This window comes from Uliginosibacterium sp. TH139, from assembly GCF_002855595.1.
GTDB lineage: Bacteria > Pseudomonadota > Gammaproteobacteria > Burkholderiales > Rhodocyclaceae > Uliginosibacterium > Uliginosibacterium aquaticum.
This window is the reverse complement of record NZ_PKRR01000003.1, coordinates 112,672-128,025: the sequence shown is the minus strand read 5'-3', so window position 1 is coordinate 128,025 and position 15,354 is coordinate 112,672. Positions and strand designations below refer to the sequence as shown.

At 64.2% G+C, this 15,354-nt stretch carries 14 protein-coding genes; 3 read left to right on the top strand and 11 right to left on the bottom strand.

Features of this window, described 5'->3' with window-relative positions:
• Positions 1 to 9: 9 nt before the first annotated feature.
• The 3 genes from C0V76_RS07695 to C0V76_RS07685 all read right to left on the bottom strand — a co-directional run bounded on the left by C0V76_RS07695 (position 10) and on the right by C0V76_RS07685 (position 3,302).
• A complete protein-coding gene (locus C0V76_RS07695) occupies positions 10 to 1,134 on the bottom strand; it encodes an aromatic ring-hydroxylating dioxygenase subunit alpha (RefSeq protein WP_216821692.1) in 1,125 nt (374 codons plus the stop codon).
• Positions 1,135 to 1,161: 27 nt separating this feature from the next.
• Complete coding sequence (locus C0V76_RS07690) at positions 1,162 to 2,190, bottom strand: aromatic ring-hydroxylating dioxygenase subunit alpha (protein ID WP_101941811.1); 1,029 nt, start codon at positions 2,188 to 2,190, stop codon at positions 1,162 to 1,164.
• Positions 2,191 to 2,303: 113 nt separating this feature from the next.
• Complete coding sequence (locus C0V76_RS07685) at positions 2,304 to 3,302, bottom strand: ABC transporter substrate-binding protein (RefSeq protein WP_101941810.1); 999 nt, start codon at positions 3,300 to 3,302, stop codon at positions 2,304 to 2,306.
• Positions 3,303 to 3,875: 573 nt separating this feature from the next.
• Here C0V76_RS07685 and C0V76_RS07680 point away from each other — a divergent pair.
• Positions 3,876 to 5,156 (top strand): NAD(P)/FAD-dependent oxidoreductase, encoded by a 1,281-nt coding sequence (locus tag C0V76_RS07680; protein WP_101941809.1) that lies wholly within the window; start codon positions 3,876 to 3,878, stop codon positions 5,154 to 5,156.
• Positions 5,157 to 5,232: 76 nt separating this feature from the next.
• On the opposite strand, the gene C0V76_RS07675 is transcribed toward C0V76_RS07680, so the two are convergent.
• The 7 genes from C0V76_RS07675 to C0V76_RS07645 all read right to left on the bottom strand — a co-directional run bounded on the left by C0V76_RS07675 (position 5,233) and on the right by C0V76_RS07645 (position 10,582).
• Positions 5,233 to 5,730: an ureidoglycolate lyase gene (locus tag C0V76_RS07675; protein WP_101941808.1), complete on the bottom strand. Its 498-nt coding sequence runs from the start codon at positions 5,728 to 5,730 to the stop codon at positions 5,233 to 5,235.
• Positions 5,727 to 6,728, bottom strand: coding sequence for an allantoicase (gene alc / locus C0V76_RS07670; RefSeq protein WP_101941807.1), 1,002 nt, complete (start codon positions 6,726 to 6,728; stop codon positions 5,727 to 5,729). The genes C0V76_RS07675 and alc overlap by 4 nt, the downstream gene beginning before the upstream one ends.
• A gap of 79 nt (positions 6,729 to 6,807) precedes the next feature.
• Positions 6,808 to 7,542, bottom strand: a complete 735-nt coding sequence (locus C0V76_RS07665; RefSeq protein WP_101941806.1) for an amino acid ABC transporter ATP-binding protein — start codon at positions 7,540 to 7,542, stop codon at positions 6,808 to 6,810.
• Positions 7,517 to 8,179, bottom strand: coding sequence for an amino acid ABC transporter permease (locus C0V76_RS07660; protein WP_371460099.1), 663 nt, complete (start codon positions 8,177 to 8,179; stop codon positions 7,517 to 7,519). The genes C0V76_RS07665 and C0V76_RS07660 overlap by 26 nt, the downstream gene beginning before the upstream one ends.
• Positions 8,179 to 8,853, bottom strand: a complete 675-nt coding sequence (locus C0V76_RS07655; RefSeq protein WP_101941805.1) for an amino acid ABC transporter permease — start codon at positions 8,851 to 8,853, stop codon at positions 8,179 to 8,181. The genes C0V76_RS07660 and C0V76_RS07655 overlap by 1 nt, the downstream gene beginning before the upstream one ends.
• A gap of 216 nt (positions 8,854 to 9,069) precedes the next feature.
• A complete protein-coding gene (locus C0V76_RS07650) occupies positions 9,070 to 9,861 on the bottom strand; it encodes a transporter substrate-binding domain-containing protein (protein ID WP_101941804.1) in 792 nt (263 codons plus the stop codon).
• A 28-nt stretch (positions 9,862 to 9,889) separates the two neighbouring features.
• Positions 9,890 to 10,582 (bottom strand): FadR/GntR family transcriptional regulator, encoded by a 693-nt coding sequence (locus C0V76_RS07645; protein ID WP_101941803.1) that lies wholly within the window; start codon positions 10,580 to 10,582, stop codon positions 9,890 to 9,892.
• A 346-nt stretch (positions 10,583 to 10,928) separates the two neighbouring features.
• Between C0V76_RS07645 and katG the strand changes: the two genes are divergently transcribed.
• Entirely contained in the window at positions 10,929 to 13,127 is a 2,199-nt protein-coding gene (gene katG / locus C0V76_RS07640; RefSeq protein WP_101941802.1) for a catalase/peroxidase HPI, read from the top strand.
• A 180-nt stretch (positions 13,128 to 13,307) separates the two neighbouring features.
• Here katG and C0V76_RS07635 read toward each other — a convergent pair whose 3' ends face one another.
• Entirely contained in the window at positions 13,308 to 13,670 is a 363-nt protein-coding gene (locus C0V76_RS07635; protein WP_101941801.1) for a hypothetical protein, read from the bottom strand.
• Between the two features lie 172 nt (positions 13,671 to 13,842).
• Here C0V76_RS07635 and C0V76_RS07630 point away from each other — a divergent pair, with 172 nt between their 5' ends.
• The gene (locus C0V76_RS07630) at positions 13,843 to 15,300 is read left to right on the top strand and encodes a PLP-dependent aminotransferase family protein (protein ID WP_101941800.1); all 1,458 of its coding nucleotides are present in this window, start codon (positions 13,843 to 13,845) and stop codon (positions 15,298 to 15,300) included.
• Positions 15,301 to 15,354 lie beyond the last annotated feature (54 nt).

Genomic DNA, 15,354 nt, shown 5'->3' with positions numbered 1-15,354 from the left:
TCGCCACGCTCAGGGGCGGAAAATTTCGGTTTCGCCATGCGCCGTCAGCAGGTCCATCAGCTGCTTGCGGATGATCAGGCCGGGTTTGTCCGAGGGCATGTGGAACTCGACGCGGCGGCGCGTATCGACGCAGGCATCCGGGTCGGTGGCTTCGAGGATGTCGCGGTCCTCGGCGGTGATGGCCGCATCCCAGTCGATCAGCTCCTGCGTGCTGCAGGCTTCCTCTGTGTCGTTGCGATAGAGCCATTGCACGAGGACCATGTTGTCGTCGTCGATTGGCGTGGCGCAGTTGTAGATGATGTGATCCGTGCCGCTGGCCGGGTAGGTGCAGCCAAAGCGGCGGCAGAAGGGCAGGTAGTAGCGATTGACGAGATGGCGATGGGTGATCGGCTCGGTGGTGCCGGTGACGCGGTGGCTGGCCTCAGGGTTGCGGATCGGCACGGTGGTGATGGCCTCGAAACCGTAGTCGGTTTCATTGAACTCGTAAGGTGCCGGCTGCGGCTGCTCGAGGATGCCGAAGTTGGCCTTGTGCACGAAGGAGAAGTGCGAGTTGTCGAAGCTGTTCTCCATCATGCGCAGCGGGCTGGTTTTCCAGGTCTCGTAGAACTGGAAGATGCGGCGATAGCCGGGGGCTCCGTCTTCGGGGAAATGCGGGATGTCGCGCAGCGGCGCTTCCAGCGCGACCCACACATAGCCGTACTTCTCCTGGCAGTGAAAGGGTTTGACCTTGGCGCCCGGCGGAATCGCGCTGCCCGGGCTTTGCGGGATCTTCACGCAGGCGCCGCTGCAGTCGTAGCTCCAGCCGTGGTAGCCGCAGACGATGTGGCCGTTCTCCACGAAGCCCTTGGAGAGCTGCGCGGTACGGTGGCAGCAGCGGTCCTGCAGGGCGGCGGGCGTGCCGTCGGCCTGCTTCCACAGCACGAGTTTCTCACCGAGCAGGGTGAAGGGCTTGGGGCCGTCGTCGAGGGCCGTCATCGGCATCAGTGCGTACCAGAAACGACGCAGCACGGCTTGTTGGGTGACCAGCATTTTCGTGTACTCCTTGACTTCTACTGCTCCGGCCGGCGTGCCAATACGGTCGCCTTCGCCAGTGGGCTGCGCGGCATGCCGGCAGCCATTCAATCCAATCGTCATTCCGGCAGGCGCCGGCGTGACGGGGGTTCAGGCCTGAGCCGTGGCGCGATGCATTTCCTGTTCGCCGTGCGCCTGCAACAGCGCCAGCAGGCGCCGGCGCATGATCAGGCCCGGCTGGTCTGCGGCCATGTTCTGCTCCATGCGGCGGCTCACATCCACGGGTGCATCGGCATCCACCGTTTCGAGGATTTCCTTGTCCTCGGCGATTACGCGCAGATCCCAGTCGTTAAGCTCGCTGGCCGGGCAGTCGGCTTCACTGTCGTTGCGGTAGAGCCACTGCAGGATCTGGATGTGTGCGTCATCAATCGGTGTGGCACAGGTCACGATCAGGTGCTCCAGCCCGTTCGGATAGCTCAGGCCCAGGCGGCGGTTGAAGGGCAGGTGCCACTGATTGCGGAAGTGGCGCCGCGTGGTGGGCTCGGTGCTGCCGGTGATGCGGTGCGAGGCCGGCGGGTTGTTGATGACCAGCCGGGTTTCGGCCTCGAAGCCGTAATCGGTTTCGCGGATCTCGAAGAACTCGGGTTTCTGTGCCTGGAACTGGCCGAAAGTGCCTTTGTGCACGAAGGCGAAGTGGGCCGCGTCGAAGCTGTTCTCCATCAATCGCAGGGCGCCGGTCTGCCAGCGCACGTCGAACTGCTGGATGCAGCGATAGCCGGGCGCGGCGTGTTCGGGGATCTCGAACACCGGTTTGAGCGGATCTTCCAGGGCCACCCACACATAGCCGTATTTCTCCTGGCAGTGAAAAGCGTCCACCTTCGCGCCGGGTGGGATCGTGTTGCCCGGGCTTTGCGGGATCTTCACGCAGGCGCCGCGGCAGTCGTATTGCCAACCGTGGTAGCCGCAGACGATGTGGTCGCCCTCGACGAAACCCTTGGAGAGTTTCGCGGTGCGGTGGCAGCAGCGGTCGCGCACGGCAGCCGGGCTGCCATCGGACTTCTGCCAGATCACGATGGGTTCACCGAGCAGGGTGAAGGCTTGCGGGCCGCTGGCTAGCCTGGCCATTGGCATGATGGCGTACCAGAAACGGCGCAGGATTTTCTGTTGGGTCACGAGCATGATCGGTCTCCATGCGGGGCGGCGCTTTCTTCGCCGGTCCGACCGGCGTGCCAGGAGGGTCGCCTTCGTCGGGTGCGCTGCGGCACGGGCCGCAGCGCGGTGCATGAATCGCTTCAGGGCATGATCTTCAGGTCTTTCACGAATTGCGTCGTGTAGGCCTTCTTCCAGTCCGTGTCCGCCTTGAGCAGGCCGGCACCGACCATGAACTTGTAGGTCTGCTCCCAGCGCGCATCGGTCATGATGCCAGCGCCATACTTGGCGGCGTCACCTCCGTCAAAGACCTTGAGTTCCTTCATGCGCTTCACGCCGAAGGCGATCTGCTCGTCTTCCATTTTCGGGTTGTCTTTCTTGATCAGCTCGTTGCCGGCGGCCGGGTCGGCGAGGTAGCTCTTCCAGCCTTCGATCGAGGCCTTGACGAAGCGGGCCACCAGATCGGGCTTGTCGGCCACGGTCTTCTGCATGGTCACGATGGTGGTGCCGTAGGGCGGGTAGCCCTCATCTGCGAACAGGAAAAAGTTGGCCTTCACGCCGTTCTTCATGGCCTGGAAAGGCTCGGAAGAGGGGTAGGCCTGCTGTGCCAGCGTGGCGTCAGCAAAGAAGGGCTGCAGGTTGAAGGTGTAGGGGCGGAACTGGGCATCGGTGAAGCCGTAGCGGGCTTTGATCCAGGGCAGCCAGGTGGTGTGCGCGGTGGTGCCGGCGAGGATGGTCTTGCCTTTCAGCTCGGCCAGGGATTTGACGTCGTCGTGCGTCATCATGCCCTGCAGGTCTTTCTGGAAAGAGGTCGCAACGGTGGTGACCGGCATGCCCTTCTCGATCGAGTTGAGCACCTGCAGGTCGTAGCCCATGATGAAGTCGGCCTGGCCGGCGGTGAGCAGCTGCATGCCGTTGACCTGCGGGCCGCCCATCTTGAGCGTGACATCCAGCCCGTATTTCTTGTAGATGCCCTTGGCGACAGCCTGATAGAAACCGCCGTGCTCGGCCTGGGCGTACCACGAGGTGAGGAAGGTGACCTTGTCTTCTGCCTGTACGGTGCTGGCGCCGAAGGCCAGCAGTGCGGCGGGAAGGATGGTTCCAAGCAGGCGACCAAGAGGGCTACGGGTTGCTGTTGTCATGCCGGTTCTCCGTTGAGAAGTTTTTTCGCATGGGGGGCCATGCGGGGAACCGGAACTCACAGGGGCGATTCGGATCTTGCGCGGGCTGCTGGCAAACCTGATCGAACCCCGGTGCGTTCCGTAACGAACACAAGCGCCCGCTGGCGGGCACACAGTCGTCAGCCAGGGCTGACGACTGCCGGAGCAATGACCTGTTGCGCATGCCCTGAGGCTTCACAACTGACAGCTTCTACTCCACTGCTTGTTTAGCAATCGGCGTGCCAAGCATACGTGAGGAAATGGTGTGTTGATGAAAATCAAGGCTTTGGCTTGTGTGCCTATGCGCATGGCGTTGGCAGGGGCTGCTCAGGGCGGGCATGCAGGCGTCTGAAGAGCACTTTGTTGGATCGCCAAGCATGTGTTTGGGCACCGTGGGAGTGCAGTGTGCAGGCGTTTTTTGGTGCTGCTGGCGGAATCGGTTTGCTGCATTGCGGAGTGCGCTTTTTCCGCAATTACACTAGGGTTTCCCCTAGGCGGAGAAGCGGTGGGCAGAAGCCTGCTGCGACCATCAGCCCCCCTTCTGGAGCCATGAAAATGAGTGATCAAAAAAGGCCGGTAGTCATCATCGTCGGTGCAGGTTTTGGCGGGCTCTCCGCTGCGCGTGCGCTGGCCAGTGCGGAGGTCGACATCGTGCTGGTCGACCAGCGCAATCACCACATCTTTCAGCCTCTGCTGTATCAGGTGGCCACGGCGAGCTTGTCGCCCGCCGACATCGCCGGGCCGGTGCGCAGCATCCTGTCCAGCCAGCCCAATGTGACGGTGGTGCTGGGCACGGTGACCGGCATCGATTCTGCCGCCCGCAGCGTGAGCATCGACAATGGCGTGCGCAGCGGCGCGATTGCCTACGATTACCTGATCCTTGCTACCGGCGCACGTCATGCCTATTTCGGCAACGACCACTGGGAGCCTTACGCGCCGGGCCTGAAAACCATTGAAGATGCCACGAGCATCCGGCGGCGCTTGCTGTGGGCGTTCGAGCGCGCCGAGATGGCCACCGACATCGCCGAGCGCGACGCCAATCTCACGATCGTGATCGTGGGCGGCGGGCCGACCGGCGTGGAGCTGGCCGGTTCCATCATCGAACTCGCGCGCGCCGCGCTGGCCAAGGATTTTCGCCGCATCGATCCGCGCAAGGCGCGGGTGCTGCTGGTGGAAGCCGGGCCACGCATCCTGCCGAGCTTCACGCCCGAGTTGTCGGAGGCTGCGAAGCGCTCGCTGGAGAAGCTGGGGGTGAGCGTGCGGGTGAATGCCCGGGTGATGAACTGTGATGCGGAGGGCGTGGTGATCGGCGAGGAACGCGTGCCGGCGGCCACCATCCTGTGGGCGGCAGGGGTGCAGGCTTCGCCGGCTGCGGGCTGGCTCGGTGCTGCGGCGGATCGTGCCGGGCGGGTGCTGGTCGGGCCAGACTTCAGTGTGCCGGGGCATGAAGGCGTGTTCGCGATTGGCGATACCGCCAGCCTTACCGACGTAGCGGGCCAGGTGGTGCCCGGGGTGGCGCCGGCGGCCAAACAGGCCGGGCGTTATGTAGGCGACATGATCACGCGGCGGCTCAGCGGCTTTCCACAGCCGGCTCCGTTCCGCTATCGCAACTACGGCAATCTCGCCACCATCGGCCGCTATGCAGCAGTGGCCGATTTCGGCTGGATCCGTTTGCGGGGCGCGCTGGCCTGGTGGCTGTGGGGCATTGCCCACATCTTCTTCCTGATCGATTTCCGCAATCGGGTGGCGGTGACGCTGGGCTGGTTGTGGTCATTCCTGACCTTCAAGCGCGGCGCGCGCCTGATCACCGGGATGCTGCGTACGCCGGGCAAGTAGGCCAGGTTTGCGGGGCCGGCTTCAGCCGGCGGTGCCCGGCGTGGCGATGAGGAGGGTCGTGCAGCTGAGCGTGCGCTCAGCGGTCTGCGGGGATACAGGCCGCTGGTTCGAGCTGGACTTCGTCGCAGTTCGGGCCTTCGCCGGCACGGTCCAGCACCAGGAAATCACTCACTGCGTCGATCGCCAGCAGCGGGTGATGCCAGGTGCCGGTGGCGTAATTCACGCCTTGCTGGCCGCTGGCGAGGAAGCAGCGCAGATCCTGCGCGGTGGGGGCTTTGCCGGGCGGCGCGACGACGACCAGATAGGGTCGGTTTGAGAGCGGCACGAAGGCCTGCGAGGCGAGCGGATGGCGCTCCATCATGCTTACGGTGAAGGGCAGGGCACGCGGCTGGCCGCGGAAGATGCTCACGATCAGGCGGCCGGCGGGCCCGGCGTCGAGCCCGGCCAGATCGTGATAGCGCTCGGTACTGCCGGCGTTGATGGTGAAGTGCTGCACCGCTTCGCTGGCTTCGATGACCTCACCGAAAGGCGCGAAGGCCTCGCGGCTGAGCGCTTCGACTTTGAGTTCGATCACGCCGCCACCTTGCCGAAGAGGCGCAGCCGGCTCACGCCGCCGTCCGGGAAAATGTTGAAGCGCACATGCGTCACCGGGCCCATCGCGATGCTGGCGAAGCGGTGCTCGGCATCCATGCGCAGCTTCTGCGGCTCCAGCAATTCCTCCCAGAACATGCTCTGGGTGATCAGGCTTTGTTCCGTTGCCTCCCCCATGTACGCGCCTTGCAGTGAGCAGGCGTCGGGGAAATTGCCCTTGAAGTGGGCGGTATCCACTTCAATGCGTTCAATGATGCCGGGAGTGGCTAGCGCGATGATGACCCAGTCATTGCCGGGCTCGCGCCGGCGGCGGGTTTCCCAGCCATCGCCCATGTTCACGCCACGACCCGGCAGCAACAGGGTGGCGGCCAGACCGAAGTGTTCGTTGTTGGTGGCGACGACCCAGGCGCCGTTGATCGCGGCGGCCAGATCCAGTTCGCTGCCGAGCTTCACGGCGGACGCATCCGGCCGGCCATATACGCGCAGGCGGGCGATGCCGCCGTCCGGGTAGATCGAGAGGCGCACATGGGTCCAGCGGTTCGTATCGTCAATCGCGTGGTAGTGGCGGCTGTTGCCGGCCAGCGCCACGGCGGGCAGCAGGGTGGTCCATTGCGTGTCGGCACCCGGGATGGCTGCGTCGGTGCAGCAAGCTTCCAGCGAAGCGCCGGGCGGGTAGTTGCCGGTGAAGTGGCGAGTGTCGATCTCCACGCCGGCGATCTGGCCGGGGCGGGCCAGGCGCACGATGCACCAGTCATGGCCGGGGCCGCGTTTACGGCGCGATTCCCAGCCATCCATCCACTTGCCATGGGCGTCATACTTGCCCGGCACGAACACCGGCTCCTCCGGCGCCAGCATGCGCTGCATGTCGGCAAAGAAATCGTCGCTGCAGGCCACCGCAATCGCGCCCAGACGTGGGTCAGCGAGATTGGTGGTGCGGCGGGTGAAGGCGGGGGCGTTGGGGTCGAGGGTGACGATGGCCATGCTGTGGATCCTGTTTCAGTACCCCTGCAGCTTAGCTGCGGACGGGGTCGTGGCGGTGAATAGTGTTTATTGAAGCGTCTTAGTTGACCGCGCCGATGAAGTTCTGCAACTCGGGTGTCTGCGGGGCGGCGAAGAGTTCTTTCGGATGGCCGCTCTCATGCACCCTGCCCTGGTACATGAAGACCAGCTTGTCGCCCACTTCGCGTGCGAAGCGCATCTCGTGGGTGACCATGATCAGGGTCATGCCCTCGGCGGCCAGTTGCTTCACCACCGCCAGCACTTCGTTGACCAGTTCCGGGTCCAGCGCAGAGGTGATCTCGTCGCAGAGCAGCACCTTGGGCTCCATCGCCAGCGCGCGGGCAATCGCTACACGTTGCTGCTGGCCGCCCGAGAGCTGGTCCGGGTAGGCATCGAATTTCTCGGCCAGACCCACCTTGGCGAGCATGGCGCGGGCAATCGTCTCGCACTCGGCCTTGGGCGTTTTCTTCACCACTTGCGGCGCCAGCATCACGTTCTCGCCCGCAGTGAGGTGCGGGAAAAGGTTGAACTGCTGGAACACCATGCCGACCTTCTGGCGCAGCGCGCGCAGATCGGTCTGGCCGGCGTAGAGGCGTTCGCCATCGACTTCGATGAGGCCATCATCGAAGGTTTCCAGGCCGTTGATCGAGCGCAGCAGGGTGCTCTTGCCGGAGCCGCTGCGGCCGATGATCGCCACCACTTCACCCTGCTGGATGCGCAGGTCTATCCCCTTCAGCACATGGTTGCTGCCGAAGTGTTTATGCAGAGCATCAATGCGAACCAGAGGTGCTTCCATGGAACTTCCTTTCAAGACTTGCCGCGTAGTGCGACAGCGGATAACACAGGATGAAATAGCCCAGCGCCACGAAGCCGAAGACCATGAAGGGCTGGAAGGTGGCGTTGGCGAGCATCGAGCCGGTCTTGGTGAGCTCGGCGAAACCGATGATTGAAGTCACGGCGGTGCCTTTCACGATCTGCACCGAAAAGCCCACGGTCGGCGCGACGGCGACGCGCAGCGCCTGCGGCAGGATCACATGGCGCATCTGCTCCAGCCATGTCATGGCCAGACTCGCGGACGCTTCCCACTGGCCCTTCGGAATCGCCTCCACGCAGCCACGCCAGATCTCGGCGAGGTAGGCGCTGGAGAATAGGGTGAGCCCCAGCGCGGCGGCCAGCCAGGGCGGTACATCCACGCCGAGCAGGGCGATGCCGAAGAACACCATGAAGAGCTGCATCAAGAGCGGCGTGCCCTGAAAGAACTCGATGCAGACGCGCGCGCCACGCTGCAACCAGGGCGACTTGGCCATCCGCGCGGCCAGTACCAGCAGACCGGCGGTGCCGCCGAGCACGAAGGCGGTGAGCGAGAGGCCGATGGTCCACAGTGCGCCAAAGCCAAGGTTGCGCAGGATGTCCCACAGGGTGAATTCCATCATCATGCTGCGGCCCTCCGTTTTACGACAAAGCGCTGGCCGAGGCGGGCGAGCAGGGCGCGCAGCGCGATCGACAGACCTAGATACACCAGCGCCACCACGATGTAGGTTTCAAAGGCGCGGAAGTTGCGCGACTGGATGAAGTTGGCCGCGAAGGTCAGCTCCTCGGCGGCGATCTGCGAGCACACCGAGGTGCCCAGCATCACGATCACGATCTGGCTGGAAAGCGCCGGCCACACCTTCTGCAGCGCCGGCTGCAGCACCACATGGCGGAAGATCTGGCTGCGGGTCATGGCCAGCGAACCGGCCGCTTCGATCTGACCACGCGGAATAGCCTGAATGCCGGCGCGGATGATCTCGGTGGAATAGGCGCCCAGATTGATCACCACAGCCAGCGTGGCCGCCTGCCATTCGGCCAGGCGAATGCCCAGCGCCGGGAGGCCGAAGAAAATGAAGAACAGTTGCACGATGAAGGGCGTGTTGCGGATGAGCTCCACATACAGGCCGAACACCTGCGCGAAAGGCTTGATGCGCCAGGCGCGCAGCACCGCGCCGAGAGTGCCCATGGCGACCCCCAGCGTGGCGCCCACGGCCGTGAGCAGCAGCGTGTAGCCCACGCCGCTCAGGAGCTGGGTGTGGTATTCGGCGACAGCGGTGAAATCAAATGCGTAGGCCATGGGAATCCTTATGGCATGGGGCTGTGAGGGTCGGCTACGGCGCGTTGAAATCTCGATGAAACTGCCCCGTTCTGTTAGCGAGGGCTGACCATGTTTCGTAGGGCCGACTTCAGTCGGCCTTCCATGGTGGGTGTGCGACTGAAGTCGCACCTACGATTTCTGTTCAGCCTCTGTCCGTATTGATCGAGACACGGCAGGACGAGATCCCAAGCGTGCTTACAGCTCGGCCGGCAGCGGGTTGCGCAGCCACTTGAGGGCGATCTGGTTCAGCGAGCCATCTTTCTTGGCCTTGGTGATGACTTCATTGACGCGAGCGATCAGGGCCACTTCACCCTTGTTCACGCCCACGAAACAGGGCGAGTTCTTGATCAGGAACTTCGAGGTGAGCGGGCGCAGCTTGGTGCGCTCGTTGAGTGCCGCCGCGACCACGTTGCCGGTTGCGGCCAGTTGGGTCTGGCCGGAGAGATAGGCCGAGATCGTGGTGTTGTTGTCCTCGAAGCGCTTGATCACGGCTGTGGCCGGGGCGATCTTGGTGAGCTCCAGGTCTTCCACCGAACCACGCGTCACGGCGATGCTCTTGCCGGCCAGATCGGCGGCACTGGCAGCCTTGACGTCAGCCGGGCCGAACACGCCGTTGTAGAAGGGGGCGTAGGCGATGGTGAAGTCGATCACCTTTTCGCGATCCGGATTCTTGCCGAGGCTGGAGATCACCAGATCAGCCTTGCCAGTGGTGAGGTAGGGAATGCGATTGGTGGAAGACACCGGAATCAGCTCCAGCTTCACGCCCATTTCCTTGGCGATCAGCGCAGCCATGTCGATGTCGTAACCCTGGGGCTTCATGTCGGCGCCCACGGTGCCGAAGGGCGGGAAATCCTGTGGTACAGCCACGCGCAGCACGCCGGCCTTCTTGACGTTGTCGAGGCCGTCAGCGAAAGCCGGCAGGCTGCTGAGCAGGCCAAGGGCGAGAGCCGAGGTGGAGAGGAAGCGAAGGATGGTGCGGCGGTTCATGGGGAACTCCTGATAACAAGGTGCCGGGTCAGGGCGTGGGGGAAGAGGTGTCGATGAAACTGAGGCTGATCCGCGTCGCGGCGCGCCTCAGGTGGTAAGTCATGGCGCGGTGAGCGGCGGTGGCATCGCCCACGCAGATCGCAGCGAGCACGGCCTGGTGTTCATCCGCGGGCGCCCACACGCCGCCGGGATCGGCGAAGGGCAGGCGCAGGCTGTAGGCGATTGGCTCTTCGAGGGAGCGGATTGCCGAACTCAGCAGTGGATTGGCAGAGAAATCGGCGATCGCCAGATGGAATTCGAGATCCGCTTCGGAGGCACCGACCAGGTCCAGCGCATGCAGGGCGGCATCCATGCGTGCCTGGATCGCCTGCAGGGCTTCGCGTTCGGCGGCCGTGGCGTTACGGGCGGCCAGCGCAGCCGCAGCAGGCTCGACGATGGCGCGGAACTGGAAGACATCCTGCGGCGACATGGCCAGCGGCCCGGCCGGCACTTCGTTTGCTGCGCGGCCTGCGCCGGCGGTGACGAAAACCCCCTTGCCCGGCTGCGAGCGAACCATGCCCAGTGCTTCCAGCGTTGAAATCGCTTCGCGCAGTGCTGCCCGGCTGATTCCCAGGCTGGCGGCCAGATCCCGTTGGCCGGGCAGGGCGCTGCCGGTGGCGTAATGGCCGGCGTGGATCTGGCGCTGCAGGGTCTGGGCGGCAAAGCTGGAGAGGCGGGTCACGGTAGGGGCTCTGGTCTAACTGGTCTGACCAGTTAATGCAGAAGCCGTGCCAGATGCCAGAAGGCGTGCCGTAAAAATTTGATACGCCTTGCTGCAAGGGGATTACAGCGCCGTTCTGATTCTGCTTCGAGCGCTGCCTGAGACCCGTTTTGCACCATCCGAGTACCTGTGCCTCGGGGGCATGCACCCGGTCGGGATGGGTGTTCGATAGTTTTTTTGTTTTGATTGTTTTTGTGCTGATAGCTTTTTGGTATTTCGCCCATGAAGGTAATTCAATAGAACAAGCACAGTGCCATCGCTAAGCTGCGTCCATGCAGTTCAACACCCCATCCAAAGGAAACAACTCATGAGCAGCGAAGCAAAATGCCCCTTCGGCCACGGTAGCCGCACCACTGCCAGCCGCCAGTCCAATCGTGACTGGTGGCCTAACCAGTTGAATCTTTCCATCCTGCACCAGCACGCGCCGGCCTCGAACCCGCTCGGCGCCGATTTTGATTACGCCGCGGAGTTCAAGAAGCTGGATCTCGCTGCGGTCAAGAAAGATCTGGTTGCGCTGATGACCACCTCGCAGGACTGGTGGCCGGCTGACTGGGGCCACTATGGCGGCCTCTTCATCCGCATGTCTTGGCACAGCGCCGGTACCTACCGTACGGCCGACGGCCGCGGCGGCGCCGGCACCGGCAACCAGCGCTTCGCCCCGGTGAACAGCTGGCCCGACAACGGTAACCTCGACAAGGCCCGTCGCCTGCTCTGGCCGATCAAGCAGAAGTACGGCAACAAGCTCTCCTGGGCCGACCTGATGATCCTTGCCGGCAACGTTGCGCTCGAATCCATGGGCTTCAAGACTTTCGGCTTTGGCGGCGGCCGCGCCGATATCTGGCAGCCTGAGGAAGACATCTACTGGGGCGCCGAGAAGGAATGGCTGGCAACGAGCGATAAACCGAACAGCCGCTACTCCGGCAATCGCGAGCTGGATAACCCGCTCGCCGCCGTGCAGATGGGCCTGATCTATGTGAACCCGGAAGGGCCGGACGGCAATCCGGACCCGGTCGCCTCCGGCCGCGACGTGCGCGAAACCTTCGCCCGCATGGCCATGAATGATGAGGAAACCGTGGCCCTGGTCGCCGGCGGTCACACCTTCGGCAAAGCGCACGGCGCGGGTGACCCGAAACTGGTCGGCCCCGAGCCCGAAGCCGCTCCGCTTGAGGAACAAGGCCTGGGCTGGATCAACAAGCTCGGCACGGGCAAGGGCGTGCACACCACCACCTCCGGTATCGAAGGCGCCTGGAAGCCCAACCCCACGCAGTGGGACAACGGCTACTTCGACATGCTCTTCGGCTACGAGTGGGCACTCACCAAGAGCCCGTCTGGCGCGCATCAGTGGTACGCGAAGGACTGCAAGCCCGAGCACCTGATCCCGGACGCGCATGATCCGTCGAAAAAACATCCGCCGATGATGACTACGGCCGACCTCTCGCTGCGCTTCGACCCGATCTACGAGAAGATCTCGCGCCGCTTCCATCAAGATCCAGCCGCCTTCGCCGACGCCTTTGCCCGCGCCTGGTTCAAGCTCACTCACCGCGACATGGGCCCGAAGGCGCTCTACCTCGGCCCGGATGTGCCGGCCGAAGAACTGATCTGGCAAGACCCGGTGCCGGCCGTCGATCACCCGCTGGTGGATGCGGCAGATATCGCGGCGCTCAAGGCCAAAGTGCTGGCCTCCGGCCTGTCCACGGCCGAACTGGTTGCGACCGCCTGGGCCTCGGCATCGACTTTCCGCGGCTCGGACAAGCGTGGTGGTGCCAATGGTGCGCGCATCCGTCTCGCCCCGCAGAAGGACTGGGAAGTGAACCAGCCGGCGCAGCTCGCCAAGGTGCTGGGCGTGCTCGAAGGCATCCAGAAAGGCTTCAATGCAGCAGGCAGCAAGAAGGTCTCGCTGGCTGATCTGATCGTGCTGGCCGGCTCCGCAGCTGTGGCGCAGGCGGCCAAGGCTGCGGGCTTCACCGTGGAGGTGCCTTTCGCGCCGGGTCGTACCGATGCTTCGCAGGCTCAGACCGACGCTGCTTCCTTCGCGCCGCTGGAACCGCAGGCCGATGGCTTCCGCAACTACCAGAAGGCGCAATACCGCGTACCGGCCGAGGAGTTGCTGGTCGACAAGGCCCAGCTGCTGACGCTGTCAGCACCCGAAATGACCGTGCTGGTCGGCGGTTTGCGGGTGCTCGGGGCGAACGCCGGTGGCTCGAAGGACGGCGTATTCACCCAGCGCGCCGGCCAGCTGAGCAACGACTTTTTCGTCACCCTGCTGGATATGGGCACGGTGTGGCGGCCGGTCGATGAAAGCGCCCAGCGCTTCGAGGGGCGTGACCGTAGCACCGGCGCGGTGAAATGGACCGCCTCCCGCGTCGATCTGGTCTTTGGCTCGAACTCGCAGTTGCGTGCGCTGGCCGAGGTCTATGCCCAGGACGATGCGAAGGAAAAGTTCGTGCGGGACTTCGTGGCGGCCTGGAACAAGGTGATGAACCTGGATCGCTTCGATCTGAAGTAAGCGCGCAGCGCAGCGTGCAAGAGAAGGCCGGGCACAAGCCCGGCTTTCTTATTGTTGAGACGCGTGCCGGGTTGGTAGGGGCGCCCAAGATCGTAGGGCGCCTCCACTGGCCGCGCGGCTGAAGCCGCACCTACGGCGCTGCGCGGCTCCGTACGCAGAGGCGGTTTCTGCCAGCCGGGCTTAGTGCGCCTGTGCCGTACCGCTGGGAAGATGCAGATGGCTGCTGAGCCAGCAGCGCAGTTGCGCCAGCAGAATCATCGCCGCAGCCGGCGGCGGGGCTTCTAATTGCAGTCGGGCGCTGGCTGCGTCGGCGCGCAGGATCAGCCAGCCGCTTTCCTCGACCCGGCAGGCGTCCCCGGCACGCAGCCGGCGGGTGATGCGCAGCGGCTGGGCACCGATCCACATGATGGTTTCGCTGACTTCCACTTCCCCCTTCACGCATACGATGCGGGTCTGGCGGCGGGCGTAGGCCGAGAGGCCCATGCCGCGTTCAAGCTGGACTTCGCGGGCGGCGGGGGCCGGTTTCTGAGTGCTGCTGCGCATGATCTGCTCCTGTTTGATCCTTGACTGAATCCTAGGCGTCGGGGCGTCACGCTGGCAGGCACAGGGGCAGGCTTTGTGAAGCAGATCAGCAGATACAGAATCCAACTGTTATGGTTACAGAACGCAATTTCTGTATCTGTTGTGAGCGTATGGACCCGGAGCACCATCAGCCATGGATATCGCAACTCACACCCCTGAAGCCTCGCCGCTCTACCTGCAGCTGGCCGGCCACTATCTCGGCGCGATCGACGCCGGCGCCCTGAAGCCGGGCGACCGGATGCCCTCGGTGCGCGCGCTGACCAAGCTCCATCAGGTGAGCCTCAGCACCGCGTTGCAGGCCTGTCGCCACCTGGAGGAGAAAGGCTGGCTGGAGGCGCGGGCGCGCTCCGGCTATTACGTGTGCCGGCCACGCCGACTGGCTTTGCAGCCCTCTACCGAACCGGCGATTCCGGCCAAAATCGATGCCGCCCAGTTCCTCGGCATCCACGAGCGGGTGTCTGATTTTCTGGCGCGTTGCGAGCAACACTCGCTGCGTCTGAACCTGGCCCAGGCTTTCGGCTCGCCCGATGCCTACCCGGCGGCGGCGCTGAAGAATGCGGCGACTCGCGCCTTGCGTCTGCATCCGGATGTGCTGGTCAATCCCACGCCCTGGCATGGAGAGCAGGGCTTCCGCACGGTGCTGGCGCGGCGCGCGCTGGAGAGCGGCATGCGCCTCACTGCGGACGACATCGTGGTGACCCACGGTTGCACCGAGGCGATGAACCTCGCGTTGCGCGCGGTGACGCAATCGGGCGATACGGTGGCGGTCGAGTCGCCCTGTTACTTCGGCCTCTTGCAGATCATCCAGAGTCTGGGCCTGCGCAGCATCGAGATTCCGACCAGTCCGCAGACCGGCATGTCGGTCGAGGCCCTCGAATTGGCGCTGCAGACCCAGCCGATCAAGGCCGTGGTGGTGATCCCGAACTTCCAGAACCCGCTCGGCAGCGTGATGCCGGATGCGAAGAAGGCAGCGATGGTGGCGCTGTGCGCGCAGTACGGCGTAGCCCTGATCGAGGACGATACCTATGCGGCGCTGGGCGACGAGGATCAGCCGCTGCGCGCGGTGAAATCCTGGGATGAAGACGGCGGCGTGATTCACTGTGCCTCGCTGCATAAGACGCTCGCCCCCGGCATGCGCTTGGGCTGGATCAGCGGCGGGCGCTGGCATGCCCGCGTGAAGATGCTCAAGTACGCGCAGAGCCGGCCTAATGACACCTTGCTGCAACTCACCGCCAGCGAGTTCATGGCCAGCCCGGCTTTTGACCGGCACCTGAACCGCCTGCGCCGCCTCTTGCGGGCGCGGCGCAGCGCGGTAGCCGAGGCCATCGCGACCCATTTTCCGGCGGAGACGCGGCTTTCGATGCCGCAGGGTGGCATGCTGCTATGGGTGCAGTTGCCGGTGTTGCGCGACCCGCGTGCGGTGTTCAATACCGCCTTGCGCGAGGGCATCCGCTATGCGCCAGGCTGGATCTTCAGCAACTCGGATCGCTACGACAATTACCTGCGCATCAACTGCGGCATCCCTTTCACGCCCGAGGTGGAGGCGGCGATCCGGCGCCTAGCGGTGATTGTTGAGGAAGGACGGGTTTGATCACCATGTAGTCCGGATGCAGCGTAGCGGAATCGGGGCGTCGCCACCTTGCCC